A 26616-nucleotide genomic window follows, 5' to 3' on the forward strand; every position below is an offset into this window, starting at 1 on the left:
CAATGCACGTCAATTTTCCGCATATCCTGGTTACCGGAGGCGTGGGCTCGGTTGGCCGATCGATGATCGTGCGCCTGCTCGAGGAGCACCCCGAGGTCGAGCGCATCACGATCTTTTCGCGCGACGAACACAAGCAGACGGATATGGCGCAGGAGCTGGGTGCGTATGCGTCGCGCTTGCGCTTCGTGATTGGCGACATCCGCAACCCTGCGCGCATCGCCGAGGCGCTGAGTGGTGTGGATGCCGTGATCCACACGGCTGCAATGCGCCTGGTGCCCGCTGCAGAAGCCAACCCGTTCGAGTGCGTGAATACGAATGTGGAAGGCACGCGGAACCTGATCCGCGCGGCAAAGCAGGCGGGCGTGAAAAAGGTGGTCGGGATCTCGTCCGACAAGGCAGTGGCCCCCACCACCGCCTATGGCTCGACCAAGTTCCTGATGGAACGGCTGCTCATCGAGGCGGACCGCGAGGGCGACACCCGGTTCTCGATGGTGCGCTACGCGAACATCCTGAGCAGCCGCAGCTCGGTCGCGCCGCTCTTCCTGCGCCTGCGCACCACGGGCGTGTTGCCGATCACCGACCCGACGATGACGCGCTTCTCGATCACCATGCGCGAAGGCACGGACCTGATCATGCATGCGCTGACGCAGGGCTGGGGCGGCGACATCGTGTGTCCGGTGTGCCCGTCGTACCGGGTCGCCGACATGGCGATGGCGATCGCCCCGGAGGCCGAGCACCGGATCATCGGCGCACGGCCTGGCGAGAAGAAGCACGAGGCGATGTACAGCCTGGTCGAGGCGCCCAACACCGTGCGCCTCGGCCGTTACGTGGTGATCTCGCCCGTGAGCGGGCGCTGGAAGGCACCGGAGTTTGCCGCTGCGACTGGCGCCGTTGCGGTGGACCCGCAGCGCGAATACGACTCGGGCAGCAACGAGCAGTGGCTGAGCGTGGAAGAGATCCGCAACCTGGTCGCGCGGGAGCTGTGTGCCGCCTGATTCGACCGCTGCGCCGGACATGAACGCGCCACGCGTTTCGATCATCACCCCTGCATACAACGCCGCGCGCTACCTTCCGCAGGCAGTCGCCTCTGTGATCGAACAGAGCTTCCAGAACTGGGAGCTGATCATCATCAACGACGGTAGTACGGACGCCACGCGCGACTACCTCGACACCCTGACCGACCCCAGGATTCGCGTTATCCATCAGGAGAATGGGGGCGTGAGCCGCGCGCGCAATGCGGGCCTGGAGTGTGCGCGGGGGGCGTTCGTGACGTTTATGGATGCGGATGACGCACTGCCGCGGGGGAGTCTGGCGGTGCGAGTGCGCTATCTCGATGCTCATCCCGAAGTGACCGTTGTGGATGGGCGGATCACGATCAAGGATGCGGCGCTTGCGACGACGCTGCGCGAACGGGTTGGCGGCAATCGGGGCCCTTATTTTTCGCGGCTTATCCGGCTGGATTCGTCGGTGTTCTTTGGTGTGGCCGTGATGGTTCGCCGGGCAGCCATTGGGACGACACGCTTTGAGAACGGATTGAGTCACTGCGAGGACTTGTTGTTTCTGTTGGAGGCAGCCAACAAAAGGGACTGGGTTTATGGGGCAGTGGATGAGGCTGTGTATTTGTATCGCACGGGGGCGGGGTCGGCGATGAGTGATCTGGAGGGGCTGGAGAGCGGGTATTTGTATTTGTACGGGCGCTGCCGGTTGCTTGAGGAGGCTACGGCCGAGGATCTAGCGTATCTGTATCGAAGGATACGGAGGATTCTGGTGCGGAGTTGGTTGCGGCGAGGTCAGCTTAGCCGAGCACTGAAATTCTATATACGACTTAAGAGCTTAGCTAACTTTAAATTATAAATATAACTTACTCGGTTTCTCGCTCCATAAAATTGATCTCACACCTCAAGAACCAGTATTTAAAAAGATTTATCCTATCAGGCGCACTATCGACCGGCATTCATTATTTTATCTACTGGTCTATGCTAGTGGCTACACCATTTCACCCTGCAGCGGCATCATCACTTGGTTATCTTACAGGCTCTTTTTGTAGTTACATCACTAATTATCACTACACATTTAAGAGCAGAAAACAACATAGCCATACAATTTTTATTTTTTTTCTAATGGTCGCAACCGGATTCATGATAAACGCGACTGTGGTCTACCTGCTAACAGACACATTTAAGCTTTCCGCTTGGTTCGCACAGGTAATAGCTACAGCAACTAGTTTTATATTCAATTATCTGGTATCAAAAAATGTCATCTTTAATAAATAAACACAACCAAAAGCTGATATCGATAATTGTGCCGGCCTACAACGAAGAGACAACCATCGAAAAGTTCTATTTTCGAGTCTCTGAGGTCATGAAACAGATCCCAAATTATCAGTTTGAACTCCTCTTTATCGACGACGGAAGCTCTGACTCGACACGGCAGATTATAAATAGACTTTTAGAGCAAGATAAACGAGTGTGCGCTATTCACCTTTCGAGAAATTTTGGCAAAGAAGCTGCAATGTCGGCAGGCTTGGACTTCGCTGAAGGTGATGCGGTTGCAATATTTGACGTTGATCTCCAAGATCCCCCTGAATTACTAATTCAGTTTGTTGAGCACTGGGAGAGAGGCTACGACACCGTCTACGCGAAAAGAACTCGCCGGGAGGGAGAAACGTGGCTCAAGAAAACAACGGCCACACTGTTCTACAAATTGATCGCAAAGATCTCGCATGTTTCGATTCCACCAAACACTGGCGACTGCCGTCTAATGAGCAGAAGGGTTGTTGACGAGCTTATCAAGCTCCGAGAGCATCACCGATTCATGAAAGGCCTATTTGCTTGGGTGGGCTTCCCAGCGATAGCTGTTGAATACGTCCGCGACCCACGCATTTCCGGTACAACGAAATTTAATTACTTTAAGCTTTGGAATTTTGCACTCGAAGGCATTACCTCCTTCACCACAGCGCCTTTAAAAATGGCTTCATATATAGGGTTCTTTCTAGCCTTTTTTTCATTCCTCGCGGGAATATGGATAATATTTAAAACGTTGTACTGGGGCGAGGTAGTTCAGGGCTACCCAACGCTAATCGTAAGCTTGCTATTTCTCAGCGGACTGCAAATTATGTTTATTGGCGTTATTGGAGAGTACATCGGGAGGATTTTTGGCGAATCCAAAAATCGCCCTCTTTACATCATTGAGTCAGTCAGAAAATACCGAAACGACTTGAGATCTACTGATTAATAATCGCCCGAGCCAATTTTAATTAATATTTGATCAATACAACTCTAAATAATAAAACAAAGCACGCCATGATTTTTAAACTAACAAAACCATCAAAGGAGCAAAAAATACTAGGAGCGCTAATCTTAGCTGCGCTCTCAATTCGCATTTATTTTGCTCTTGACGGATCGCGTTTCTACTTTGGCGAAGTTGTTCACACGTGGAAAGACACGTACACCTATCTAGACTCTTTCAAGAACTGGTGGCACCTAGGCAGTTATCAGTTTGATCTACAAGAACCTGATTCACGATTCTTTCGCCCACCTGGTTACCCGCTTTTCCTTGGGCTCTTCTACCTTCTGACCGAAAACTACGAGCGCATTGCTGCTTTGGCTCAGGTGCTAATTGACACAGCCAGTTGCTTGCTATCTTTCCTGATAGTGCGAAAGCTAACAAAGAGCTTCAATTATTCGATTCTCGGATGTGCAATTTACGCAACTTATCCGTTTCTTATTGTATGGGTACCAATTCTTTACGTTGAAGCGCTTATTGCACACCTTACCTTATTGATAATTTATATCTCCCTCGGCCTAGGCCACAAAAAGTGGCTTTCGTGCTTATGCTTAGGCGCCCTAGCGGGCATATTGTTCCTCACGAAACAATACATGATCCTGCTAGCGATTTTCCCGATCACGTTTATTCTGCTTCGCAATTGGCGAATCAAACAGAAGGCTTTTTTGATAGGAGCCTTGGGGTTTGGTTTGGCTTCAATCTTAACACCCTGGATACTTAGGAATTACATCGTTTCTGGCGAGTTGATAATCAGTCGGGGCGAGAGCACAGGCATCATATACGTAGGTCGAGACTTCGAAGCATTTGAGCGCTTCGTTAATCTGTTCGATCAGAACGTCACTCCTTACCGAAGTGCTGTCGCTCACGAGGGCACACTACAGCTCAGCAGGCATGAGGAATTTGTTGAAAAACATAAACAAGCGATAGATTCGGCTTCGAATCTGGCATACGAATGTGGTGCAAGCTTCACGTCCCTCAGAGGCGTTGAGCGCAATCGAGTTTACGAGATTGACTGCACCGATGAAGTTATCAGTCGCTTTCAAGATCTAACGCGACTGGCCTGGAGCGAACTTCCGTTAATTAGTCTTCTACAAACTCGCATCGAAGCCGTCGCCAAGATTTTCGTAGGAAACATAGAAAATGATCCACGCTTAAGTCATAGAGTTCTATACGCATATAGATTTATTGTTTTAATCCTTGGAATAGCAGCAATTATTTTCTTGCTTTCTAAAAAAGACAATGAGCTTCGCAGCGCTGCTTTAGCATTCCTCTGTACTTGGTTTGCTCTTTCAGCTCTTTTCGCATTGCATTTTGTTCATGTTGAAATAAGATACATGCTTATCCCTGATCTGTTATTGATTCTCGCCGCCCCTTATGGCGTACAATTTTTAGGCGCTTATGCATCAAGCCAAAACCGAGAGTTGCAGTGACCGTATTCAACAGCTAGTCAAACCTCTTACTAACTTTTCAATACTAATCTTTCAATAAGGGGCGCCTCGAAAAACTTCCGCCTCGCCCGCCCTTGGTAAAATTACGACGTCCTGAACCCTGCAGCCTGCACCGATGAAACCGCGTAGCGCTATGAAGACTGACCTGTTCGCTGACGAGCATCACCGCAAGAAGATCGACTCGATGGGCGACCCGCTGGCCGACATTGAGTCGCACATCGACTTTGGGTCGTTGGCGGCCGAGGTGGATTGAATCGCCCCGGGTTTTGAGGAGGCCCGCCGCCCCAATGAGCTGTAGGTGTCGGACTTCACCTACGTTTCGACTTGGCAGGGGTGGTTGTATGTCGCCTTCGTCATCGACGTGTTCGCCCGGCGCATCGTGGGCTGGCGCGTCAGTCGCACCATGCAGACCGATTTCGTCCTCGACGCGCTGGAGCAGGCTTTGTACGAACGGCGGCCCGATGCCAACGGCTTGGTTCATCACTCGGACCGAGGCGCTCAGTACCTGTCCATCCGCTACTCCGAGCGGCTGGCCGAGGCTGGCGTGAAACCGTCGGTGGGCAGTCGTGGCGACAGCTACGACAACGCACTGGCCGAGACCATCAACGGCTTGTACAAGACTGAGCTGATTCACCGCCGCGCGCCCTGGAAGAGCAGGGAATCGGTGGAGTTGGCCACCCTGCAATGGGTGCACTGGTTCAACCACACCCGACTGCTCGAGCCGATTGGTTATATTCCACCGGCCGAAGCTGAGGCAAACTACTTCCGGCAACTCGCCGAGAAGACAGAGACCGCAGTCTTAACTTAAACCAACCGGCCTCCTCGAAACCCGGGGCGATTCAGATACGGTTGCGCCGCGCCCGGTGAGCGCGCAGGGCGGGCGTCCTCCGTACCCGACCGAGACGATGGTGCGGATCGTGGTCGCCAAGGCGCTCTTTGGCGGTGTCTCGGCGCAGCTGCTCAAACCTAAGGTATTCGAGGTGCCCTTATATGCAAGGACGGAGCACTAATGGAGCTTGACGCGTTTATAAAAGAGGCACTCGTTCAGATCTCGAACGGGATCCAGTCTGCAAACGAGGTGCTAGCACCAAGCCGAGAAAAAGATGATGGGACAGAGTTGCCGAAGCTCTATCTACTCTCTCCGGGAAAAAAGCAAGAGCAAGGCAATGGAGTTCATTTCGATGTTGCAATAACATCACAAATGGAAAGTGAAGGAAAAGGCGGCACTAAAGTCAAGTTGGCGGTGGTAGAAGTCGATCTCGGTGGGAAACTTGCCACATCTGAGCAAGCTGTTTCGCGAATTCAATTTTCCGTCACTGTGAATCAATGGCATGGGTAAACGCATATAACAAATCCGTTAAACGGACCATCAAAAAGCTGCGCTTTTTGCCGTCTGGTGACGTCTAACGTTAGAGACTTTGGAGTCGTCGAATGAAAGTTCAGTCGCTAGCCGAAAATCTGTTGTACACGACGGTGCGAATCGATACGAAGACCGCCGACGGCCAGTCCGGCTCAGGTACCGGATTCGTATATGTGCATAAGGCCGGCGACCAACACATCCCAGTAATTGTCACGAACAAGCATGTCGTTCAAGGCTTCCCAAAAGGCAGCATCACCTTCACGGTCCGGGAAGGCCAAGAACCAAAGCTTGGACATGGCTTCCGGCTCGATATCGAGGATTTTTCCAATGCATGGACGGGCCATCCGGATCTTGCCGTTGATGTTGCGGTCATCCCCTTGGCTCCGCTGGAAAGCCATATCGAGCAGATGGGCGTTCAGGTGTTCTACAAGGCTGTCTCGCCAGACATTGTTCCGAGCGCGCAGCAGTTAGAGGAACTGGATGCCTTCGAGGAGCTGGTTTTCATCGGCTATCCCAACGGCATCTGGGACAAGAAGAACTTATTGCCAGTGATGCGTACTGGAACTACCGGCACACCGCTTGCCCTAGACTTTGAGGGCCAACCTACGTTTCTGATGGATGCCTCGGTTTTCCCAGGTTCCAGCGGCAGCCCGGTCTTCCTGTACAACCCGGGCATGTACTTCTCCAAGAGCGGAAACACGACTGTCGGCACAAGATTGCTGTTCGTGGGTGTCGTTGCGGCGGTGTTTTTCCGCAACGATGTCCATGACATCGTGAGCATTCCCATCCCGACCAACAACCAGAGGGCGGTTGCGCTGTCGAAGGAGATGATTGATCTCGGTATCGTGTACAAGGCCCTTACAGTGGTCGAAACCATCGAGCATCTGGTTAAGATAAGAAGCAAGAATCCCTAACAAAGCCATGGAGCGCAACGGCTGCTTCGCAGCCGTAGACTCAACAACAAACCGTGTGATCGGTGACAACGCCCCGAGGCTCTGAGCCGTTTCCACTGGAAACGGCATAGAGCCTCTCCAGAACGTCAAATTTGTGCGCAAATTTTGTGGTTTTAGGCGGAACTTCTGCCGCACTAGCCTCATTATTTGACACTCCTCACCCCCATTCCTCACAACAAGAGCAGCAGAGGTTAGCTTTCTCTAGCCTTTTCGAGAGAACAACCTTAAAAGCTGCGGGTACGTTAAGCAACACTTAACTAAACTCTTATTTCCCAGACTTCGGCGACCGGGTCCCACAAACAATATTTAACGGCTGGACCCGCAGATTAAAAACGGAACTAATAACAGTATTCGACGCAAAGGTCGGCTCGTGCACAAAAGGCAGCGTTTTTGTCTGGCAGTGTAAAAAATGAATGCCACCATTAAGTTACCGATAGTATTTACTGTTTGTTAAAAATAACTCCGCGGCGCCGCGCAGGTCCTGCCCATAAAGAAAACGCCGCTGCTATGCCTGCCTCTTGCCTAAAGCAATGATTGGGTGGCGCGAGTAGAGGCGCCTTCTACGATCACCGAATTGGGCGCCGACCGAGAATAGTGAATTGCGATGAACCTCTCCAAACTCAGTCTTAAGATTAATATTAGCCACTGGTACGGCCTAATATTCTTAACACTAACACTTTTACTTCTTTTTCTTAGGATACATGTCACTCGAGAGTCAATTGGCACTTATACCGGATGCTATGACTGCCTCGACATTGGCGTAATTAAAGCCGACCTCCCTCTTACTGGATTACTACTTTCTCTTTTATTAACCTCAAAATTCATTAAACAAAAGTTTATTTCCACGATCATTTTTGCTGCGGGCTCCACATACTTAATTTTTTACGCTATTGACATAGGCGTAACGGCGACACTTAAGCAACGACTCTATTTAGATGATCTATTTTTCTATATTAGGGATATTGATGGAATACGAGAAATAGGATTTCCTTTTCTTTCCTCCCCCACCGGAATCGCTTTGCTTGTCGCGATCGTAGCGACAGTCACTACCTGGGCGCGGATTCTCCCTAAAGCCGAACCATCTACTGCCATAGTGCTTGCATCACCACTATTTCTTATTTCATTAACACTTGAAGAGCCTCACTTTGTACATGAAGGCTACTACCGTAACATCGCCTCAAATAATTACAGGCACTTGCTTAATCGGATGAATAAATTCGACACCGATGCAAATCTGGCATTCGACGCCAAGGCACCAGCCCGCTGTTTTGAGGCAAGAGAAGAAAGAATCGATCACTTCATTTTAGTAATTATTGAATCCTTGTCTCATACGCATGTATTCCCAAATAACCCTGAAGCCCCTCCTTTAATGCAGGGGCTTGCACAACTTTCTAAGAATAACCTAACAATAGAAAGCTTTCACGCGAATGGAGCTAATACATTTGCGGGGATGTATGCCCTTCTCACTGGAAGACAGCCTATTCACGGGATTGTAGATATAGAAAAAATTTCGCCAAATACCGAAGCGAATTTCCTAGGGCCGATATCTCGATTGCGCGCCGAGAAAATAAATACACAATATTTTACCTCGGAAAATTTGAGAACATACTCGATTGGCGAGTGGGTTAAAGCAATCGGTTTCAATTATATCGAGGGTCCCGAGAACTCATACTATGATGGCCTGCCTCGCGGGCGCGGTGGGGCAAGTGGAGATCCTGGTGACTACCATTTGTTCAACCGGTTTCTCACTTGGTATGACAGCAATTCAGCATACTACTCAAGAAATTTCTCAGTCATCCAGACCATCACGACTCACCCACCATTCATTGTTCCTGGACAAGGAAGAACGACCGAACGAGAAGCTTTTGAATACGCTGACAGTGCCCTTACTCACTTCGTTCAGGGGCTGGAAAGCCGCAACTTCTTCAAGAATGGCGCTCTCTTTATTACCGGCGATCATCGTGCCATGACTCCAATCTCAAAAGAGGAATACTCAAGATACGGCAGAAAAAGCTTTTCATTAGTTCCTGGAATTTTAATCGGGATGAACAAATTTGGGCGCGTATCGAACGGGAACTACTCACAGCTTGATGTCCTACCTAGCGTCTTCACTGCGATGGGCTTGGAGTGGTGCTGGAACGAACCGACAGGCAATTTTCTTGTTCATGAACCTCAACCGCCCAACTTCGTTTTGTATTCATCTTCGAATGATCGGCAAACTTTGAATGTTCACTTAAAAGATGACTCAATCACGTACGAAGTTTCACTTTCAGGGAATAAAATTCAATTTATTGGACAAGTGCCTAAACCGCCTTTCGAGGAATCCATACCTCGATTTATTTACAACTCAATTCTCGGACGACAGCTATTTCATCAAAGCAGTAAGATTAATTAGTAGCTCAAGGCACCACGATGAAGCTTGCCACCTGAATCGCAGCCTTTGACTAAGCCTTTGGAGCGCCTCGAAAAACCTCCGCCTCGCCCGCCCTTGGCAAAATTACGACGTCCTGAATCCTGCAGCCTGCACCGATGAAACCGCGTAGCGCTATCAAGACTGACCCGTTCGCTGACGAGCATCACCACAATAAGATCGACTCGCTGGGCGACCCGCTGGCCGGCTCTAGGCCGTTTCCAGTGGAAATTGACTTCTCAACAAACATGACGGTAGGTGGTAGAACCGCCCGAAGCTGACGCCGACCTTGCGCGGCTCTATGCCGTTTCCAGTGGAAACCGCTTCGAGCCACTCCTTTACCCTAACCTAATAGATCGGCTTTAGTCTAAACGCCGATCAACCCCGAGCTTTGCCCCTCCTAATCTTCCCCAAATACACCCGAGCCGGCGCCAGCAGCCGCTACCGCAGCTTCCAGTACCTCCCCGCCCTCGAAGCCGCCGGCCTGCGTTTTACCGTCTCGCCGCTCTTCGACGCCGCCTACCTCGCGCACAAGTACGCCCACGGCCGCGCCCGCATCGGCGACGTGCTGCGCGCCTTCGCCCGGCGTCTGTGGGCGGTGCTGACGGTGCCGCGCGCGGCGGTGGTGGTCATCGAGTACGAGCTGCTGCCCTGGTTCCCCGCCGTGCTCGAGCGCTGGCTGGCGTGGCGCGGGTGCCGGATGGTGGTGGACTACGACGACGCCCTCTTCCACCAGTACGACACGCATCCCAACCCGTGGGTGCGCCGCCTGCTCGGGCGCAAGATCGCCACCGTGATGCGGCTGGCGCATACCGTGGTGGCGGGCAACGCCTATCTGGCCGACTACGCCCGCCGCGCCGGCGCGCCGCGGGTGGCGGTGATTCCCACGGTGATCGACCTGGCGCGCTACCCGGTGAAGGACGCGGCGGACGCATCGGGGGTGTTCACCATCGGCTGGATCGGTTCGCCCAGCACCGCGCGCTACCTGCGCGACATCGCCCCGGCGCTGGCGCAGGTGTGCCGCGACGGACGCGCACGGGTGCGCCTGGTGGGCTCGGGGCCGGTGGACTTGCCGGGCGTGCCGGTGGAGGTGGTGGCCTGGCGCGAGGAGACGGAGGTGGATGAGATCCGCGGCTTCGACGTCGGCATCATGCCGCTGCCCGACGAGCCCTGGGCGCGCGGGAAGTGCGGGTTCAAGCTGATCCAGTACATGGCCTGCGGCCTGCCGGTGGTGGCGTCGCCGGTGGGGGTGAATGCCGAGATCGTGGCGGACGGGGGGAATGGGTTTCTGGCGCGCGACGGGGGTGAATGGGTGGCGGCGCTGGCGCGGTTGAAGGGGGATGCGGCGTTGGGTGGGCGGCTGGGGAAGGCGGGGAGGAGGAAGGTGGAGGCGCGGTATTGTCTGCAGGTGACGGGGGGGCGGGTGGTGGAGGTGGTGCGGGGGGCGATGGGGGGGCGGTGAGGGGCGGCCGGGATCGCGGCTGGCGCCGCTCCTACAGGGGGCGCCAGGCGTGGTCGGTTTTTGTAGGAGCGCCGGAAGGCGCGAATGGGGCGGTTGGGGGCGCCGGGGGGTGGTGCGTGCGGGAAGGCTGTGATCGCGGCGGCCGCCGCTCCTACACGAAACCGGCGCGCCCGGGGCTGCCGGGCGGATTAATGCGGTGCGGGGGGCTCGCCGAAAATCGCGCTGAGACTCGGGGCGTCGAGGACGGCCTCGGTCCAGGTTTCGAGCTGCGCTTCGGTGGCCGAGCCGAGGCGCTCGCGAACCCACGCGGGCAAATCGCCGAAACGGCGCGTGAGCTGGCGTTCGAGCACACGGGCTTCGCCTTCCAGACGGCCTTGCTGACGGCCTTCCTGCCGGCCTTCCAGACGGCCTTCCAGACGGCCCTTCCGCTCGCCCTCGGCCTGGAATTCTTTCGCCCATTTTTCAATACGTTGCGACAGCATACTGTTCAGTTCCTGCAGGTCATCGAGCTCGGGGAGAAGGATGGGGGATTTGCGGTTGCGCCGCAAGGCGGCACGTAGCCAGATGGCGATCAGCCGACGTGCGGTGGCGTATTCGGGACTGCGCGTGGCGGACTCGACCTCGGTGACGATGGTTTGGACCGCCTCGAGCGTCTGTGGTTGCTCGAGCTGGAAGATCGCCGCGACCAGGTTGCGCGGCAGGCGGGCAAAGGTCTCGGCCGACTGCGCGCCTTCGTCGATCAGCAGGTAGCGCATCTTCGGCTGCAGCGGGGCAAGAAAGACGGGGACCTTGGGCAGCAGGGCTTCGAGTTCGACCGGGGCTTTCCAGCGACGCTCGCCGTTGTAGAGCACGATCGGCAGCACCGGCGGCAGCAAGCCGTCGGGGCCGAGTTGCTTGCGGCGCACGAGGTCCTGGTACAGCAGGCCGACATAGACCAGCATGCGCAGCGCCATGAAGCGGTCGACGCTGCTCTGGAATTCGATCAGCAGGTACAGGTACACCCAGCGCTCGTCGGCGCGGACGCGCCACACCACGTCATCGGCGCGGTTGCGCAGGTCTTCGCTGACGTAGTGGCTGTTGACGAGCTCGAGGGTGGAGAAATCCAGCCGCGCCAGCCACGGGTCATCGACGAACCCGAGCAACAGATCGCGCACCATCAGCGGGTCGGAGAAGAGCAGCTTGTAGCCGGTGTCGTGATGGGCGGGCATGTGGGCGGGGGGGTGCGGGAGGCTGGGCTCTGCATTCTATATGAATATTCCTATCGCCTACCTGAGCCGCGCCGTAGGAGCGCCGGCAGGCGCGAATGGGCGAGAGGCGAATGCCGAGGGTGAAAGACGTGGATAGGCGGTTGGGGCGCACGCCGGCGGGCGTTGCGTGCTGGGCGGCCGTGATCGCGGCTGGCGCCGCTCCTACAGGGGGCTACGGGGCGGGATGGTTTGTGTAGGAGCGCCGGAAGGCGCGATTGGGCGGTTGGGGCGCACGCCGGCGGGCGTTGCGTGCTGGGCGGCTGTGATCGCGGCTGGCGCCGCTCCTACAGGGGCTGCGGGGCGGGATGGTTTGTGTAGGAGCGCCGGAAGGCGCGATTGGGCGAGAACCGGATGGCGAGGGTGAAAAACGTGGATAGGCGGGCTGGCAGGGACGTGATCCATAGCCTGCAGGTGGGGCGGGGCGTGGCGGCGGTGGCTGTTCATCGCCGGGGACAGCGTCGAGGCCGCCGACCGGCTTACGGTGGCAAGCGTATTACCCGGCAGAATCCCGCTCGGCGTACCCGGCCTCACGCTGGCTTCGTATCGCTAGCACGAACACCGTATCAATCTCGGGCACATAGCGATACAAGGCTACATACCCATGCGAACGACGGCCAATCACCAGCTCGCGCTTGGCATTCGCCACCAGACGACCGATCAACGGGTTCTGCACCAGAATTTCCAAGGCAGCAATGATTTCGCCAATGCGCTGCCCAGGATCCTCTACCTCGTGGTTGGTCAGATGATCGAGGATACGATCAAAATCCTCTGCAACCTCCGGCGCCAACTCGATGCAGGACACCTTCAGCGTGCCAGTTTGCGCGCAACGGGGCGCTTCGCTGCCTTGCCGGCCATGTGCGCTTCCAGATAGCCGCGCATTTCCTGCCACGGGATGGTCTTACCGGTGACCACAATGCGTTCATAGCGAGCTTCCGCTACCGCATCGAAATCAGCACGACGTTCCGCTTGCTCGGTCTTCTCGACGATCGCTTGGAGAATGAAGCCATGAGCCGTCATTCCGGCGTGCTTTGCAGCAGTTGCAAGTCGGGCTTTCAGGTCATCCGGCAGGCGAATGGTGGTCGTGGGCATGGCAACCTCCGTAGTGTGGCACCGAAAGTCAATGTAGCACTTCGGTGCTACATTGCGCAAACAGTGAGTTCGTACATGCCTGAGCCGGCGAGACGTCGCCCTCTTCCACCAGTACGACGCGCATCCCAACCCGTGGGTGCGCCTCGTGGGCTCGGGGCCGGTGGACCTGCCGGGCGTGCCGGTGGGGGTGGTGGCCTGGCGCGAGGACACCGAGGTGGATGAGATCCGCGGCTGCCTGCAGGTGACGGCGGCGCAGGTGGTGGAGGTGGTGCGGGGGGCGATGTCGGCGGGGTGATGGGGGTTTTGTAGGAGCGCCGGAAGGCGCGATCTGGGCGGTTGGGCGCACGCCGGCGGGTGGTGCGTGCGGGAAGGCTGTGATCGCGGCTGCCGCCGCTCCTACAGGGGCTGCGGGGCGGGATGGTTTGTGTAGGAGCGCCGGCAGGCGCGATTGGGGCGGTTGGGGGCGCCGGGGGGCGTTGCGTGCGGGGCGGCTGTGATCGCGGCTGCCGCCGCTCCTACAGGGGGCTGCGGGGCGGGGTGGTTTGTGTAGGAGCGCCGGAAGGCGCGATTGGGCGGTTGGGGGCGCCGGGGGGTGGTGCGTGCGGGAAGGCTGTGATCGCGGCGGCCGCCGCTCCTACACGAAACCGGCGCGCCCGGGGCTGCCGGGCGGATTAATGCGGTGCGGGGGGCTCGCCGAAAATCGCGCTGAGACTCGGGGCGTCGAGGACGGCCTCGGTCCAGGTTTCGAGCTGCGCTTCGGTGGCCGAGCCGAGGCGCTCGCGAACCCAGGCGGGCAAATCGCCGAAACGGCGCGTGAGCTGGCGTTCGAGCACACGGGCTTCGCCTTCCAGACGGCCTTTCCGCTTGCCCTCGGCCTGGAATTCTTTCGCCCATTTTTCAATACGTTGCGACAGCATACTGTTCAGTTCCTGCAGGTCATCGAGCTCGGGGAGAAGGATGGGGGATTTGCGGTTGCGCCGCAAGGCGGCACGTAGCCAGATGGCGATCAGCCGACGTGCGGTGGCGTATTCGGGACTGCGCGTGGCGGACTCGACCTCGGTGACGATGGTTTGGACCGCCTCGAGCGTCTGTGGTTGCTCGAGCTGGAAGATCGCCGCGACCAGGTTGCGCGGCAGGCGGGCAAAGGTCTCGGCCGACTGCGCGCCTTCGTCGATCAGCAGGTAGCGCATCTTCGGCTGCAGCGGGGCAAGAAAGACGGGGACCTTGGGCAGCAGGGCTTCGAGTTCGACCGGGGCTTTCCAGCGACGCTCGCCGTTGTAGAGCACGATCGGCAGCACCGGCGGCAGCAAGCCGTCGGGGCCGAGTTGCTTGCGGCGCACGAGGTCCTGGTACAGCAGGCCGACATAGACCAGCATGCGCAGCGCCATGAAGCGGTCGACGCTGCTCTGGAATTCGATCAGCAGGTACAGGTACACCCAGCGCTCGTCGGCGCGGACGCGCCACACCACGTCATCGGCGCGGTTGCGCAGGTCTTCGCTGACGTAGTGGCTGTTGACGAGCTCGAGGGTGGAGAAATCCAGCCGCGCCAGCCACGGGTCATCGACGAACCCGAGCAACAGATCGCGCACCATCAGCGGGTCGGAGAAGAGCAGCTTGTAGCCGGTGTCGTGATGGGCGGGCATGTGGGCGGGGGGGTGCGGGAGGCTGGGCTCTGCATTCTATATGAATATTCCTATCGCCTACCTGAGCCGCGCCGTAGGAGCGCCGGCAGGCGCGATCTGGGCGGTTGGGCGCGCGCCGGCGGGCGTTGCGTGCGGGGCGGCCGTGATCGCGGCTGGCGCCGCTCCTACAGGGGGCTACGGGGCGGGATGGTTTGTGTAGGAGCGCCGGAAGGCGCGATTGGGGCGGTTGGGCGCGCGCCGGCGGGCGTTGCGTGCGGGGCGGCTGTGATCGCGGCTGGCGCCGCTCCTACAGGGGCTACGGGGCGGGATGGTTTGTGTAGGAGCGCCGGCAGGCGCGATCTGGGCGGTTGGGCGCACGCCGGCGGGCGTTGCTTGCGAGGCGGCTGTGATCGCGGCTGGCGCCGCTCCTACAGGGGGCTGCGGGGCGGGATGGTTTGTGTAGGAGCGCCGGAAGGCGCGATCTGGGCGGTTGGGCGCACGCCGGCGGGCGTTGCTTGCGAGGCGGCTGTGATCGCGGCTGGCGCCGCTCCTACAGGGGGCTGCGGGGCGGGATGGTTTGTGTAGGAGCGCCGGCAGGCGCGATCTGGGCGGTTGGGCGCACGCCGACGGGCGTTGCTTGCGGGGCGGCTGTGATCGCGGCTGGCGCCGCTCCTACAGGGGGCACCAGGCCTGGTCGGTTTTTTGTAGGAGCGCCGGCAGGCGCGATTGGGGCGGTTGAGCGCGCGCCGAAAATCGCGCTGAGAATCGCGGCATCGAGCACGGCCTCGGTCCAGGTTTCGAGCTGAGCCTCAGTGGCCGAGCCGAGGCGCTCGCGAACCCACGCGGGCAAATCGCCGAAACGGCGCGTGAGCTGGCGTTCGAGCACACGGGCTTCGCCTTCCAGACGGCCTTGCTGCCGGCCTTCCTGACGGCCTTGCTGCCGGCCTTCCAGACGGCCCTTCCGCTCACCCTCGGCCTGGAATTCTTTCGCCCATTTTTCAATACGTTGCGACAGCAGACTGTTCACTTCCAGCTGGTCAATGCCCGTAAACGGCTTTCCAGGCTGTGTACTCGGACGGTCGCAAACCGTAGCGTGCCAGCACACCCTCGTGCAGCCTGCGGAGCTCTTCGACAATCAGTGCCTGTACGCTTGCTTGTTCACCCTCAGGTACACGCTCTGCCACGGCTCGCTGAATACAGGAAAGCGGCTCAAGTTCCGGATGCGTGATGACTTCGCGGATCGTCTGCTTGATGAAGTCACGCCACGCCAAGCGAAGGGGGTCGGGCTCTGCCAAGTCTTGCTTGATCGCCAGATATTCCTGCGTAGAACGCTCGTAGGCCCAAACGTAAAGGTCACGTAACAGCTCCACGCGGGTCATTTCGTACACGCCGAGGGTAGCCCGGCTGTAGGCCTGCTCCGGCACATCCAGAAAAGTCAGCGGACAAAGATTCGCACGAAACAGCGGCAGGTTCGCGGCCAATCGTGATGTGCGCTTGTTGATGTCGGCAAAGGGCTGCAGGTAGGGCAGATGCACCATCATGAAGAAGGATTGCTCAAACGGGTCTCCAATCTGGTTAGCTTTACCCAGAAGCGCTTCCAACGCGTCTTCGATTTGTTGTGGTGTTGAGAGCGGGCGATAAACGCTTTTACCGATATCGACGGCGTGCTGGCGAATTCGCCCCTCATCGGCTGGATTGGGCAGCAAGTTTTCCGCCAAAGCGCTGTGCAAGTTCATCAGCGTGTAGCGGTTGAACTCCGCACTGTCGATGTTTTCGACCAGCAATTCGATCGCCGTCTTATGGTTCAGGATCATCTGTGTTTCGATGGCCGCCTTGCCTCGTGCGGCTTTGCCATGCTCGATGAGTTCACGCGTGTCGAGCCGGGAGTAGGTGTTGCCCTCCAGATGACTTGATGCCCATGACAAGTCGATTAGCAGTCGGTTGAGAATGGCGCGGCTGTAGGTGCCCGCTGGTTCGTCGACGTCAGTGGTTCTGCCCATCTTGTGTAATTGGCGGCGCAGCGATTCCGACAGATACCAGGTCTCATTGGGGCGGTAAGCATCCAGAAAATCACGCTGATAGCCTACCGGCTTGCGTGCCTCCGGCGGTTGATCGATATAGGCAAGGATGTCCTGGCTGTCAGCAGACAGGGGAATAAAAGACGGGAAGCGATCCCCTCTGGTGGCCAGGACACGGCTGCCAGGTTGGGCATCTGTACGAAAATAGCGACGGGCGCGACCTTCACCCGTCGCAGCGACTTGCCCGCTCTCAATCAGCCTCGCGATCAAGCGTTGTGCTGTTCGCCTGGCAATGTGAGGGTGCGCGGTCAGCAGTCCGGCCAGCGTCAATCCGTTCTCGGATGCCCGGATGCTGTTCAGTAAGTCTGTTGTAGACGACATCGCGTTGTGGCGCCGTTCTAGGTTCATGTGGCGCATATTATGGCGTCGTTTATCAAACGGCGCCAAATTTGACCCGGAAAGTGGCGCGGTTCTTGAAACTGCGCCACGGTCCTGCATGCGGTAGAGATGGTTCGTGTAGGAGCGCCGGAAGGCGCGATTGGGCGCTTGGGGGTCCGCCGACGGGCGTTGCGTGCGGGGTGGCTGTGATCGCAGCTGGCGCCGCTCCTACAGGGCGGGGTGGTTCGTGTAGGAGCGCCGGACGGCGCGATTGGGCGCTTGGGGGCGCACCGACGGCCGTTGCGTGCGGGGCGGCTGTGATCGCGGCTGGCGCCGCTCCTACAGGGCGGGGTGGTTCGTGTAGGAGCGCCGGACGGCGGGATTGGGCGCTTGGGGGCGCACCGACGGCCGTTGCGTGCGGGGCGGCTGTGATCGCGGCTGGCGCCGCGCCTACAGGGCGGGGTGGGTCGTGTAGGAGCGCCGGCGCTGTCGGCGAGCGGCGGGCGGCGAGGCGCGGCTGGCGCTTGCGCTGGGGCTGGCCGTTGACCATGCAGACGATGGGCAGCGGGAATTCGGTGATGGAGTGCGAGCGCATCCGCATCCAGCTGGCCACCGTACTGCCGGGCTGGACGGGGTAGAGGTCTTTGTCAGCGGGGCGGATGGAGAGCTTGCGTTCGGCCATCGACTCAGGAATCAATGCGGGTTAAAATATGCGCACACTTAAATGCGCATTGAGGGTGCTATGCCAGCCACACAGACCGTCCGCCGTACACGCACTGGCGTTCCCGGTAAACGCGCCATCAATCTAAGTCTGAGCAGCGATGTGCTGGATGCCGCCAAGCAACTGGACATCAACATTTCGCAGATCTGCGATAACTATCTGCGCGAGGTGGTGCGCCGTGAGCAGGAACGCAAATGGCGAGAGGATCACGCCGATTTCATTGCTGCCTACAACGCCACCATTGAAGCCGAAGGACTGCCACTGGCCGAGTGGAGAAGCTTCTGATGGCACGCTTTGATGTCTATGCCAACCCGGGAAGTCACGCCGCCACGACACCGTACTTGCTGGATGTGCAAAGCGATTTGCTCGATGGCCTGGATAGCCGGATGGTGGTCCCGCTGCGCAGCCTTAAAACATTTCCGAAAGTGAAGTTATCGTCTCGCTTGACGCCCATCTTCACGATCGAAGGTGAGGACTTTTTGCTTGAAACTCCGAAGATGGGCGCCGTGCCCCAGCGGTTACTGAAGGCGCCCGTGACCTCGTTAACCCAGCAGCAAGACCAGATCATGGCCGCTCTGGATTTCTTGTTTCAAGGCTACTGACGAGGACACCGAGGTGGATGAGATCCGCGGCTTCGACGTCGGCATCATGCCGCTTCCCGACGAGCCCTGGGCGCGCGGGAAGTGCGGCTTCAAGCTGATCCAGTACATGGCCTGCGGCCTGCCGGTGGTGGCCTCGCCGGTGGGGGTGAATGCCGAGATCGTGGAGGACGGGGCGAATGGGTTTCTGGCGCGCGACGCGGGTGAGTGGGTGGTGGCGCTGGTGCGGTTGAAGGGGGATGCGGGGTTGGGTGGGCGGTTGGGGAAGGCGGGGAGGAAGAAGGTGGAGGCGCGGTATTGCGTGCAGGTGACGGGGGCGCAGGTGGTGGCGGTGGTGCGGGGGTGATGGGGGGGTTGTAGGAGCGCCGGAAGGCGCGATTGGGGCGGTTGGGGCGGTTGGGGCGCGCGCCGGCGGGCGTTGCGTGCGGGGCGGCTGTGATCGCGGCTGGCGCCGCTCCTACAGGGGGCGGCAGGGCTTGATGGGTCGTGTAGGAGCGCCGGACGGCGCGATTGGGGCGGTTGGGGGCCCCGCCGGCGGGCGTTGCGTGCGGGGCGGCTGTGATCGCGGCTGGCGCCGCTCCTACAGGGGGCGGCAGGGCTTGATGGGTCGTGTAGGAGCGCCGGACGGCGCGATTGGGGCGGTTGGGGGCCCCGCCGGCGGGCGTTGCGTGCGGGGCGGCTGTGATCGCGGCTGGCGCCGCTCCTACAGGGGGCGGCAGGGCTTGATGGGTCGTGTAGGAGCGCCGGACGGCGCGATTGGGGCGGTTGGGGGCCCCGCCGGCGGGCGTTGCGTGCGGGGCGGCTGTGATCGCGGCTGGCGCCGCTCCTACAGGGGGCGGCAGGGCTTGATGGGTCGTGTAGGAGCGCCGGACGGCGCGATTGGGGCGGTTGGGGGCCCCGCCGGCGGGCGTTGCGTGCGGGGCGGCTGTGATCGCGGCTGGCGCCGCTCCTACAGGGGGCGGCAGGGCTTGATGGGTCGTGTAGGAGCGCCGGACGGCGCGATTGGGCGCTTGGGGGCCCCGCCGGGGGGCGTTGCGTGCGGGGCGGCTGTGATCGCGGCTGGCGCCGCTCCTACAGGTCGGCTGGAGCGTGGTCGTCAGTGCGCAAGCAGCCAATCGGCAAATTCCGCAACGGTCAGGATTGGAATGTGGAACTGATCCCGAACGGCCTGAATGTCACCGTCGCCACTCACCAACGCATCGGCACGGCCAACGTCAGCGAGCACCAGGAAAATGATGTCGTCCGCGTCGCGGATGTCGGGCAAGCCCTCGGGTGTCTGGTCGATCTTGACGGTCTCGACGTAAGGCAGGAAGTCGGCCAGTAGCGTTTCCCGCTCGTCACGCGTGAGCTTGAACTTGGGGTAGGCAAGAACCCGCAGCAGTTCGCTGACCGTGTCGTGGCTGGCCAGGGCGATGAAGCGCCTGGTCTGCCAGGCGTGCCGCAGCCAGGCGAACCTGCCCCGCGAAAAGATCAGGGCGGAGACAAGGCAGTTGGTGTCGAGGACAACGTGCGGAAGGCTCATGCGCCTTTTCTCGCCCACGTGACCGCGTCGTCCACATCGTCTTGCGTGATGCCCAACTCTTGCAGTTTGGCGCGTACCGCATCCGCCTGCTGCAAACGGACCGGGGTCAGCACGATTTTGCCGTCTTGAACGGTGACGTCGTAGTAATCCGCTTCCCCGGCGCTCTGGACGATGGCCTTGGGCAAGGTGACCTGGTTTTTGCTCGTGCGCTTGGCCAGCATGGCAGTCTCCGAAAGTAATGAAGTAAGGAGTTTGATTCTAGCGCGTCACCGAGCCAGGGTGTCTGGGTGAAGCAAATGAGACGTGGTGGGGCCGCTCGCCCACGGGTGCCGCGCCGGCACGCCGCGGGTGGAAGTGACTCCCACGGTGATCGACCTCGCGCGCCGCTCCTACAGGGGGCGGCAGGGCTTGATGGGTCGTGTAGGAGCGCCGGATGGCGCGATTGGGCGCTTGGGGGGCCGGCCGGCGGGCGTTGCGTGCGGGGCGGCTGTGATCGCGGCTGGCGCCGCTCCTACAGGGGGCTGCGGGGCGGGGTGGGTCGTGTAGGAGCGCCGGACGGCGAGATTGGGCGCTTGGGGGGCCGGCCGGCGGGCGTTGCGTGCGGGGCGGCTGTGATCGCGGCTGGCGCCGCTCCTACAGGGGGCTGCGGGGCGGGGTGGGTCGTGTAGGAGCGCCGGACGGCGCGATTGGGCGCTTGGGGCCCCGCCGGCGGGCGTTGCGTGCGGGGCGGCTGTGATCGCGGCTGGCGCCGCTCCTACAGGGGGCGGCAGGGCTTGATGGGTCGTGTAGGAGCGCCGGAAGGCGCGATTGGGCGCTTGGGGGCCCGCCGACGGGCGTTGCGTGCGGGGCGGCTGTGATCGCGGCTGGCGCCGCTCCTACAGGGGGCGGCGAGGCGGGGTGGGTCGTGTAGGAGCGCCGGACGGCGCGATTGGGGCGGTTGGGGGGCCGGCCGGCGGGCGTTGCGTGCGGAGCGGCTGTGATCGCGGCTGGCGCCGCTCCTACAGGGGGCGGCAGGGCTTGATGGGTCGTGTAGGAGCGCCGGAAGGCGCGATTGGGCGCTTGATTCGAGCGTCGCCCTTTTCAGGGGCGTCGCCGCGATATATGCTAATCGCATGAAGAGAAATGGCCACGCACTGCGAGCCGGCAGATTTTCCGAGAGCGGACGGATTTATCTCGTGACGACGGTAACCCACCGTCGCGCCCGCCTATTCGCGGACTTCGATCTGGCTCGTGCCGCCGTCCAGCAGCTGCGCTGCAGCGACCACAGTGGACGATGCAGGACCCTTGCATTTGTGCTGATGCCCGATCACCTGCATTGGCTGGTCGAGCTGCGTGCGGGCGAGTTGTCGGGGTTGGTCGGGCAGTTCAAGGCCAGCGTTGCCGCTGCTGTGAATCGGAGACTGGGCGTGACCGGGGTGCAGCGGTGGCAGCGCGGGTTTCATGATCATGCGGTGCGACGGGAGGAAGACCTCGCGGCGTTGGCGCGGTACATCGTTGCCAACCCGATGCGCGCGGGTTTGGTGCGGAGGGTGGGCGATTATCCGCATTGGGACGCGGTGTGGGTGTAGCGGGGTTGCGGTTGGGATGGGTCATGTCGCACGCGTGACGATACCGACCGCCGGCTGAACCCCTGATCGCGGCGGCCGCCGCTCCTACAGGTCGGCCCGGAGGTGATTGGTGTATGTAGGAGCGCCGGCAGGCGCGATTGGGGCGGTGGGCTGCGTTGGCGGCGGTGGTTGCTGGACCGAGCTGATCGCGGCGGCCGCCGCTCCTACGGTTCGGCCCGGAGGTGGTTCGGCCCGGATCGCGTTGTTGTGTGTAGGAGCGCCGGCAGGCGCGATTGGGGCGGTGGCGGTCGCCTGCGTTCAGGCGTGCGCTCGCGCGAGGGTTTCGACAAGGTATGGATTCTGTCGCTCAGGCGGGCCTTGCTGGTGTCGACCGTTGCGGTAGCCCGCTCTTGAGCGTTTTCGCCAGCGCCGCCGGCATGATCGGTTTGGCGATGTGGTCGTTCATGTCGGCCTCCAGGCCGCGCTCGCGGTCTTCGGGTTGGAGGCCGACCGGGGGGTACGCCGCAGGGTGCGGTGATCAGTTTGGTAATGTACCTGGATGGGTATAATTACGATCGGGAAAGAAGCAGGGGCAAGCAAAGCCGCTGAAGGGATTTGGTGACGCTGGTGTGCTGCAGGCGGTGGCAGAAGCGTTTGAAACGGTCGAGATCGACGAAAGGTTCATCAAGGTTTATGCGGTGCTCGGGTGGGCTCACACCGGCGCAATGCAGGTCTCGGTCACAGTCGCTGCGAGGAGGTTGCTGAACCGCCCTGATCGCGGCTGCCGCCGCTCCTACAGTTCGTCGGGATCGCGGCTGTTGGTGTTCCCGCATGTGGCAAGGATCGCGGCTGCCGCCGCTCCTACAGTTCGTCGGGATCGTGGCTGTTGGTGTTCCCGCATGTGGCAAGGATCGCGGCTGCCGCCGCTCCTACAGTTCGTCGGGATCGCGGCTGTTGGTGTTCCCGCATGTGGCAAGGATCGCGGCTGCCGCCGCTCCCACCGGGGAGGCAGCTCTACTCTGTAGGAGCGGCGGCAGCCGCGATAACAGCCCCCGGTGGGAGCGCCGGCAACAGGAAATCTCGATGTTCGGAAAACTCTTGGCAGCCTTCATTTCGCCCCTCGGCACCTCACTGGCCTTGGGGCTCTTGTGCGCCGTGCTCCTGGCCTGCGCCGGCCGTGCCGCGTGGCGAAGGCTGGGCATGGGCCTGGGCGTCGTGGCGCTGGCCTGGCTGTGGTTGTGGTCGACGCCGCTGGTGAGCGATGCGCTGCGAGGCGCCATCGAGGCGAAGGCCGGGCCACGTGATATCGATGCGGTGGCCACGGCGCCGGTGATCGTGGTGCTGGGGGGCGGCGTGAGCGGGCCGCGGCTTCCCCTGCGGCCCCACCCGGACCTGGGGGCGTCCGCCGACCGCATGTGGCACGCCGCTCGCCTGTACCGGGCGGGCAAGTCGCCCGCGCTGGTGCTGTCGGGCGGTACGGTGCGTACCGGTGACGGCAGCGAGGCCGAGGCGATGCGGGCCTTTCTGCTCGATCTGGGGGTGCCGGATGCGGCGCTGCTCATCGAGGCGGCGAGTGAGGACACCGCCACCAACGCGGCCCACACCGCGCGCTTGCTGCTGGCGCAGGGCATCGATAGCGCGGTGCTGGTGACCTCGGCCCTGCACATGCCGCGCGCCCGCCAGGCCTTCGAGCGCGCAGGCCTGAGGATCCTCCCGGCCCCGACGGACTTCGAGGTGATCGACGTGCCGTTCGATGTGCTGCGCATCGTGCCGGATGCCGGCGCGCTGCAGGCCAGCGCACGCGCGATGAAGGAGATCGTGGGCCTGCTGGCGGGGCGCTTCGCACCGTCCGGCAGCTAGAGGAAATTGCGCGTATGTGTGGAATGACCGGGTTTGTGCTCGCGCATGCGGGCATGAGCGGGGCGCGCTTGCGCGCGACGGCGGCGACCATGGCGGCGGCGCTGCGGCATCGCGGGCCGGACGATGCGGGTGCGTGGGCGGACGAGCAGGCGGGGGTGGCACTGGGACACGTGCGCCTGGCGATTCTGGATCTGTCGCCGGCGGGGCACCAGCCGATGGCGTCGGACTCGGGGAGGTATGTGATCGCCTTCAACGGCGAGATCTACAACCACCTCGCGTTGCGCGCCGCGCTGCAGGCGGCAGGGGCGGCGCCGCCCTGGCGTGGGCATTCGGACACCGAGACGCTGCTGGCGGGCTTCGAGCACTGGGGGGTGGCGGGCACGCTCGAGCGCAGCGTGGGGATGTTCGCGATCGCGCTGTGGGACGTGCATGCCCGCACGCTGACGCTGGCACGTGACCGCTTCGGCGAGAAGCCGCTGTATTACGGCTGGGCGGGTAGGGGGGCGGAGCGGGCCTTCGTGTTCGGGTCCGAGCTCAAGGCCTTGCGCGCCTATCCGGGCTTCGATGCGGGGGTGTGCCGCGAGTCGCTGGCGCAGTATTTGCGGCTGATGTACGTGCCGGCGCCGCTGAGCATTTACCAGGGGATCTACAAGCTGCAGCCGGGCTGCCTGCTGACGCTGCGTGATGCGCCGCCAGGGCAGGGGCCGGACGCGCCGCTGTTGCCCGGCGAGGAGTACGGCACGCTGGCGCTGCAGCGCTGGTGGTCGCTAGCCCGCGCGGTGTCCGATGGCGCGCGCGCGCCGCTGGCCGAAGCCGAGGCCGTGCCTGCGCTGGCGGCGCAGTTGCGCGAGGCCGTGCGCCTGCAGAGCCTGGCCGATGTGCCGCTGGGGGCCTTCCTGAGCGGCGGGGTGGATTCGGCGACTATCGTTGCCCTGATGCAGGCGCAGGCGAGCCGGCCGGTGCAGACCTTTACCATCGGTTTCGAGGAGGCGGGCTTCGACGAGTCGCCCCATGCGCGCGCGGTGGCGCAGCATCTGGGGACGAATCACCAGGCGTTGTTCGTGGCCGCCGCGCAGACACGCGAGGTGATTCCGCTGCTGCCGCAGATGTTCGACGAGCCGTTTGCGGATTCGTCGCAGATCCCGACCTACCTGGTGTGCCAGGCCGCGCGCCGGCAGGTGACCGTGGCCTTGAGCGGCGACGGCGGGGATGAGTTGTTCGGTGGCTACAACCGCTATTTCTGGGGGCCGCGGATCTGGCAGCGGGTGGGGGCGTGGCCCCATGGGCTGCGCCAGGCGGGCGCGCGGGGCCTGCTGGCGGTGTCGCCCGGACGGTGGGACGCGTGGCTGAGCAGGGCAGGGCTGGTGCGCCCGGGCGAGAAGCTGCACAAGCTGGGGCGTGCCTTGCAGGGCGCAAACACGGTGGATGAGCTGTACGCCAATCTGGTGAGCGAGTGGCCGGCGGGGCACGGATTGGTGCTGGGGGCTGGTAAGATTACAGACCTGCCGTTGCCGCAGCCCGATGCCGGCATCGAGGATGCTGCGGCGCGCATGATGTATCGCGACGCGATGACTTACCTGCCTGACGACATCCTGTGCAAGGTGGACCGCGCGGCGATGGCGGTGAGCCTGGAGACGCGCACGCCGTTTCTTGACCACAGGGTGGCCGAGCTGGTGTGGCGCATGCCCATGCACACGAAGCTGAGCGGCGATGTGGGGAAATGGGCGCTGCGCGAGGTGCTCTACGAGCACGTGCCGCGCGCGCTGATCGAGCGGCCGAAGGCGGGCTTCGCGATCCCCGTTGGGCAGTGGTTGCGGGGGGCGCTGCGCGACTGGGCCGAGGCCTTGTTGGACGAGTGTGTGCTGCGCGAACAGGGCTATCTGGATCCCCGCCCCATTGGGGTGGCGTGGCGGCAGCACTTGAGTGGTCGATACGACTGGACTGCGCGTTTGTGGAGCGTGTTGATGTTTCAAGCCTGGTTGGAGGCGAGTCGCTGAGATGTGGCCCTATTGGCTGTTGTTCCTGATTCCGGCACTGGGGGCGCTTAATGCCGCCCGCCCCGGTGCGGCGGCGCAGGGCGCCATGGATGTGCGCTGGAGCGCGGGTTGGGGGGTGCTGCTGTGCCTGCTGACGCTGGTGATTGGCTACCGCTTCCAGGTGGGCGGCGACTGGGGCAACTATCTGCGCAACTTCTTCAGCGTGCGCGGCGCCACGCTCGATGAGGTGCTGGCAATGGGCGACCCGGGCTATCACCTGCTGAACTGGCTGAGCGTGGAGTTCGGCTGGGGCATCTTCGGGGTGAACGTGGTGAGCGGCCTGTTGTTCTCGGCGGGCCTGCTGCACTTTTGCCGCAGCTTGCAGCGCCCGTGGCTGGCCTTGGCGGTTGCCGTGCCTTACCTGGTGATCGTGGTGGCGATGGGGTATTCGCGCCAGGGCGTGGCCTTGGGGCTGGCGATGCTGGGCCTGGTGGCCTTGCGGCGGGGGTCCGTGGCGGGCTTTGTGCTGTGGGTGGTGCTGGGGGCGACGTTTCACAAGTCGGCTGTGCTGCTGCTGCCGATCGCGGCGCTGGCGGCCACGCGCAACAAGTTATGGACGCTGTTCTGGGTGGGGCTGATCACGCTGCTGGCGTATTTCCTGCTGCTGGCCGATGCGGTGGACGCGCTGATCACGAACTATCTCGACGCGGAATACCAGTCGCAGGGTGCGCTGGTGCGGCTGGCGATGAATGCGGTGCCGGCGGCGGTCTTGCTGCTGTGGTGGCCGCGCTTCCGTTTTTCAGGGGCGGATGGGGCCTTGTGGCGCTGGTTTGCGATCTTGTCGCTGGTGCTGATGGCGCTGCTGTTCGTGAGCCCGGCGACCACGGCACTGGACCGGATCGGCTTGTATCTGCTGCCCTTGCAGCTGGTGGTTTTTTCGCAGCTGCCGGACGTGTTCGGCACGGCCAAAGCCAACAACCAGGGCTGGGTGGCCTTGGTGCTGGGGTATTACGCGGTGGTGCAGTTCGTGTGGCTGAACTACGCCGCGCACGCGTACGCCTGGGTGCCGTACCGCTTCTATCTGCTGGAAGGGCTTGTCTAGCCCCCGTGCGTTGACTG

At 61.1% G+C, this 26616-nt stretch carries 24 protein-coding genes and 2 pseudogenes; 18 read left to right on the top strand and 8 right to left on the bottom strand.

Annotated elements, in window-relative coordinates; genetic code table 11:
- Positions 1-2 precede the first annotated feature (2 nt).
- The 10 genes and pseudogenes from CKCBHOJB_RS08440 (at position 3) to CKCBHOJB_RS08485 (ending at position 10918) form a co-directional block, all read left to right on the top strand.
- Complete coding sequence (locus tag CKCBHOJB_RS08440) at positions 3-995, top strand: SDR family NAD(P)-dependent oxidoreductase (protein WP_281051525.1); 993 nt, start codon at positions 3-5, stop codon at positions 993-995.
- Between the two features lie 19 nt (positions 996-1014).
- The gene (locus tag CKCBHOJB_RS08445; RefSeq protein ID WP_281051526.1) at positions 1015-1854 is read left to right on the top strand and encodes a glycosyltransferase family 2 protein; all 840 of its coding nucleotides are present in this window, start codon (positions 1015-1017) and stop codon (positions 1852-1854) included.
- Between the two features lie 399 nt (positions 1855-2253).
- Complete coding sequence (locus tag CKCBHOJB_RS08450; protein ID WP_281051527.1) at positions 2254-3234, top strand: glycosyltransferase family 2 protein; 981 nt, start codon at positions 2254-2256, stop codon at positions 3232-3234.
- Positions 3235-3302: 68 nt separating this feature from the next.
- Positions 3303-4715: a glycosyltransferase family 39 protein gene (locus CKCBHOJB_RS08455; protein WP_281051528.1), complete on the top strand. Its 1413-nt coding sequence runs from the start codon at positions 3303-3305 to the stop codon at positions 4713-4715.
- 133 nt (positions 4716-4848) lie between these two features.
- A pseudogene (locus CKCBHOJB_RS08460) lies at positions 4849-4983 on the top strand (IS5/IS1182 family transposase); the annotation flags it as partial.
- 30 nt (positions 4984-5013) lie between these two features.
- Positions 5014-5541, top strand: a pseudogene (locus CKCBHOJB_RS08465) (IS3 family transposase); the annotation flags it as partial.
- 201 nt (positions 5542-5742) lie between these two features.
- On the top strand, positions 5743-6072 hold the full coding sequence (locus CKCBHOJB_RS08470; RefSeq protein WP_281051529.1) for a hypothetical protein: 330 nt from the start codon (positions 5743-5745) through the stop codon (positions 6070-6072).
- Positions 6073-6164: 92 nt separating this feature from the next.
- Complete coding sequence (locus CKCBHOJB_RS08475; RefSeq protein ID WP_281051530.1) at positions 6165-7007, top strand: trypsin-like peptidase domain-containing protein; 843 nt, start codon at positions 6165-6167, stop codon at positions 7005-7007.
- Positions 7008-7650: 643 nt separating this feature from the next.
- Complete coding sequence (locus CKCBHOJB_RS08480; protein ID WP_281051531.1) at positions 7651-9441, top strand: sulfatase-like hydrolase/transferase; 1791 nt, start codon at positions 7651-7653, stop codon at positions 9439-9441.
- Positions 9442-9847: 406 nt separating this feature from the next.
- Positions 9848-10918: a glycosyltransferase family 4 protein gene (locus tag CKCBHOJB_RS08485; RefSeq protein WP_281051532.1), complete on the top strand. Its 1071-nt coding sequence runs from the start codon at positions 9848-9850 to the stop codon at positions 10916-10918.
- 188 nt (positions 10919-11106) lie between these two features.
- Here CKCBHOJB_RS08485 and CKCBHOJB_RS08490 read toward each other — a convergent pair whose 3' ends face one another.
- The 3 genes from CKCBHOJB_RS08490 to CKCBHOJB_RS08500 all read right to left on the bottom strand — a co-directional run bounded on the left by CKCBHOJB_RS08490 (position 11107) and on the right by CKCBHOJB_RS08500 (position 13254).
- Entirely contained in the window at positions 11107-12126 is a 1020-nt protein-coding gene (locus CKCBHOJB_RS08490; protein ID WP_281051533.1) for an Rpn family recombination-promoting nuclease/putative transposase, read from the bottom strand.
- Between the two features lie 532 nt (positions 12127-12658).
- Positions 12659-12967, bottom strand: coding sequence for a type II toxin-antitoxin system RelE/ParE family toxin (locus CKCBHOJB_RS08495; protein WP_281051534.1), 309 nt, complete (start codon positions 12965-12967; stop codon positions 12659-12661).
- Between the two features lie 2 nt (positions 12968-12969).
- Positions 12970-13254 (bottom strand): CopG family transcriptional regulator, encoded by a 285-nt coding sequence (locus CKCBHOJB_RS08500; RefSeq protein WP_281051535.1) that lies wholly within the window; start codon positions 13252-13254, stop codon positions 12970-12972.
- A gap of 136 nt (positions 13255-13390) precedes the next feature.
- Between CKCBHOJB_RS08500 and CKCBHOJB_RS08505 the strand changes: the two genes are divergently transcribed.
- The gene (locus CKCBHOJB_RS08505) at positions 13391-13549 is read left to right on the top strand and encodes a hypothetical protein (RefSeq protein WP_281051536.1); all 159 of its coding nucleotides are present in this window, start codon (positions 13391-13393) and stop codon (positions 13547-13549) included.
- 376 nt (positions 13550-13925) lie between these two features.
- On the opposite strand, the gene CKCBHOJB_RS08510 is transcribed toward CKCBHOJB_RS08505, so the two are convergent.
- The 3 genes from CKCBHOJB_RS08510 to CKCBHOJB_RS08520 all read right to left on the bottom strand — a co-directional run bounded on the left by CKCBHOJB_RS08510 (position 13926) and on the right by CKCBHOJB_RS08520 (position 17311).
- Positions 13926-14897 (bottom strand): Rpn family recombination-promoting nuclease/putative transposase, encoded by a 972-nt coding sequence (locus CKCBHOJB_RS08510; RefSeq protein WP_281051537.1) that lies wholly within the window; start codon positions 14895-14897, stop codon positions 13926-13928.
- Between the two features lie 529 nt (positions 14898-15426).
- A complete protein-coding gene (locus CKCBHOJB_RS08515; protein ID WP_281051538.1) occupies positions 15427-15903 on the bottom strand; it encodes a DUF4351 domain-containing protein in 477 nt (158 codons plus the stop codon).
- 10 nt (positions 15904-15913) lie between these two features.
- A complete protein-coding gene (locus tag CKCBHOJB_RS08520) occupies positions 15914-17311 on the bottom strand; it encodes a Fic family protein (protein WP_281051539.1) in 1398 nt (465 codons plus the stop codon).
- Between the two features lie 703 nt (positions 17312-18014).
- Between CKCBHOJB_RS08520 and CKCBHOJB_RS08525 the strand changes: the two genes are divergently transcribed.
- From CKCBHOJB_RS08525 to CKCBHOJB_RS08535, 3 genes are read left to right on the top strand one after another with little or no spacing between them, the layout of a single operon-like run.
- Positions 18015-18278 (top strand): type II toxin-antitoxin system CcdA family antitoxin, encoded by a 264-nt coding sequence (locus CKCBHOJB_RS08525; RefSeq protein WP_281051540.1) that lies wholly within the window; start codon positions 18015-18017, stop codon positions 18276-18278.
- Positions 18278-18595 carry a CcdB family protein gene (locus tag CKCBHOJB_RS08530; RefSeq protein WP_281051541.1) on the top strand — a complete coding sequence of 106 codons (318 nt, stop codon included), beginning with the start codon at positions 18278-18280 and terminating at the stop codon, positions 18593-18595. Before CKCBHOJB_RS08525 ends, CKCBHOJB_RS08530 begins: the two co-directional genes overlap by 1 nt.
- 13 nt (positions 18596-18608) lie before the next feature.
- Positions 18609-18938, top strand: a complete 330-nt coding sequence (locus CKCBHOJB_RS08535; RefSeq protein ID WP_281051542.1) for a glycosyltransferase — start codon at positions 18609-18611, stop codon at positions 18936-18938.
- A gap of 750 nt (positions 18939-19688) precedes the next feature.
- Here CKCBHOJB_RS08535 and CKCBHOJB_RS08540 read toward each other — a convergent pair.
- Together CKCBHOJB_RS08540 and CKCBHOJB_RS08545 are read right to left on the bottom strand one after the other, a co-directional pair.
- On the bottom strand, positions 19689-20114 hold the full coding sequence (locus CKCBHOJB_RS08540) for a putative toxin-antitoxin system toxin component, PIN family (protein WP_281051543.1): 426 nt from the start codon (positions 20112-20114) through the stop codon (positions 19689-19691).
- On the bottom strand, positions 20111-20335 hold the full coding sequence (locus tag CKCBHOJB_RS08545; RefSeq protein WP_281051544.1) for an AbrB/MazE/SpoVT family DNA-binding domain-containing protein: 225 nt from the start codon (positions 20333-20335) through the stop codon (positions 20111-20113). The genes CKCBHOJB_RS08540 and CKCBHOJB_RS08545 overlap by 4 nt, the downstream gene beginning before the upstream one ends.
- A 954-nt stretch (positions 20336-21289) precedes the next feature.
- Between CKCBHOJB_RS08545 and CKCBHOJB_RS08550 the strand changes: the two genes are divergently transcribed.
- The 4 genes from CKCBHOJB_RS08550 (at position 21290) to CKCBHOJB_RS08565 (ending at position 26599) form a co-directional block, all read left to right on the top strand.
- Complete coding sequence (locus CKCBHOJB_RS08550; protein ID WP_281051545.1) at positions 21290-21682, top strand: transposase; 393 nt, start codon at positions 21290-21292, stop codon at positions 21680-21682.
- Positions 21683-22744: 1062 nt separating this feature from the next.
- Positions 22745-23521, top strand: coding sequence for a YdcF family protein (locus CKCBHOJB_RS08555; protein WP_281051546.1), 777 nt, complete (start codon positions 22745-22747; stop codon positions 23519-23521).
- A 14-nt stretch (positions 23522-23535) separates the two neighbouring features.
- Positions 23536-25518, top strand: coding sequence for an asparagine synthase (glutamine-hydrolyzing) (asnB, locus tag CKCBHOJB_RS08560; RefSeq protein ID WP_281051547.1), 1983 nt, complete (start codon positions 23536-23538; stop codon positions 25516-25518).
- 1 nt (position 25519) lies between these two features.
- Entirely contained in the window at positions 25520-26599 is a 1080-nt protein-coding gene (locus CKCBHOJB_RS08565) for an EpsG family protein (protein WP_281051548.1), read from the top strand.
- Positions 26600-26616: the final 17 nt, after the last annotated feature.

Source organism: Thauera sp. GDN1 (assembly GCF_029223545.1).
Lineage (GTDB): Bacteria > Pseudomonadota > Gammaproteobacteria > Burkholderiales > Rhodocyclaceae > Thauera.

Excerpts from the sequence above, each read along its gene's own strand:
- CKCBHOJB_RS08440 (WP_281051525.1), top strand. The coding sequence starts at position 3 with ATGCACGTCAATTTTCCGCATATCCTGGTTACCGGAGGCGTGGGCTCG.
- CKCBHOJB_RS08445 (WP_281051526.1), top strand. The coding sequence starts at position 1,015 with ATGAACGCGCCACGCGTTTCGATCATCACCCCTGCATACAACGCCGCG.
- CKCBHOJB_RS08450 (WP_281051527.1), top strand. The coding sequence starts at position 2,254 with ATGTCATCTTTAATAAATAAACACAACCAAAAGCTGATATCGATAATT.
- CKCBHOJB_RS08455 (WP_281051528.1), top strand. The coding sequence starts at position 3,303 with ATGATTTTTAAACTAACAAAACCATCAAAGGAGCAAAAAATACTAGGA.
- CKCBHOJB_RS08470 (WP_281051529.1), top strand. The coding sequence starts at position 5,743 with ATGGAGCTTGACGCGTTTATAAAAGAGGCACTCGTTCAGATCTCGAAC.
- CKCBHOJB_RS08475 (WP_281051530.1), top strand. The coding sequence starts at position 6,165 with ATGAAAGTTCAGTCGCTAGCCGAAAATCTGTTGTACACGACGGTGCGA.
- CKCBHOJB_RS08480 (WP_281051531.1), top strand. The coding sequence starts at position 7,651 with ATGAACCTCTCCAAACTCAGTCTTAAGATTAATATTAGCCACTGGTAC.
- CKCBHOJB_RS08490 (WP_281051533.1), bottom strand. The coding sequence starts at position 12,126 with ATGCCCGCCCATCACGACACCGGCTACAAGCTGCTCTTCTCCGACCCG.
- CKCBHOJB_RS08500 (WP_281051535.1), bottom strand. The coding sequence starts at position 13,254 with ATGCCCACGACCACCATTCGCCTGCCGGATGACCTGAAAGCCCGACTT.
- CKCBHOJB_RS08510 (WP_281051537.1), bottom strand. The coding sequence starts at position 14,897 with ATGCCCGCCCATCACGACACCGGCTACAAGCTGCTCTTCTCCGACCCG.
- CKCBHOJB_RS08520 (WP_281051539.1), bottom strand. The coding sequence starts at position 17,311 with ATGCGCCACATGAACCTAGAACGGCGCCACAACGCGATGTCGTCTACA.
- CKCBHOJB_RS08525 (WP_281051540.1), top strand. The coding sequence starts at position 18,015 with ATGCCAGCCACACAGACCGTCCGCCGTACACGCACTGGCGTTCCCGGT.
- CKCBHOJB_RS08530 (WP_281051541.1), top strand. The coding sequence starts at position 18,278 with ATGGCACGCTTTGATGTCTATGCCAACCCGGGAAGTCACGCCGCCACG.
- CKCBHOJB_RS08540 (WP_281051543.1), bottom strand. The coding sequence starts at position 20,114 with ATGAGCCTTCCGCACGTTGTCCTCGACACCAACTGCCTTGTCTCCGCC.
- CKCBHOJB_RS08545 (WP_281051544.1), bottom strand. The coding sequence starts at position 20,335 with ATGCTGGCCAAGCGCACGAGCAAAAACCAGGTCACCTTGCCCAAGGCC.
- CKCBHOJB_RS08555 (WP_281051546.1), top strand. The coding sequence starts at position 22,745 with ATGTTCGGAAAACTCTTGGCAGCCTTCATTTCGCCCCTCGGCACCTCA.
- asnB (WP_281051547.1), top strand. The coding sequence starts at position 23,536 with ATGTGTGGAATGACCGGGTTTGTGCTCGCGCATGCGGGCATGAGCGGG.
- CKCBHOJB_RS08565 (WP_281051548.1), top strand. The coding sequence starts at position 25,520 with ATGTGGCCCTATTGGCTGTTGTTCCTGATTCCGGCACTGGGGGCGCTT.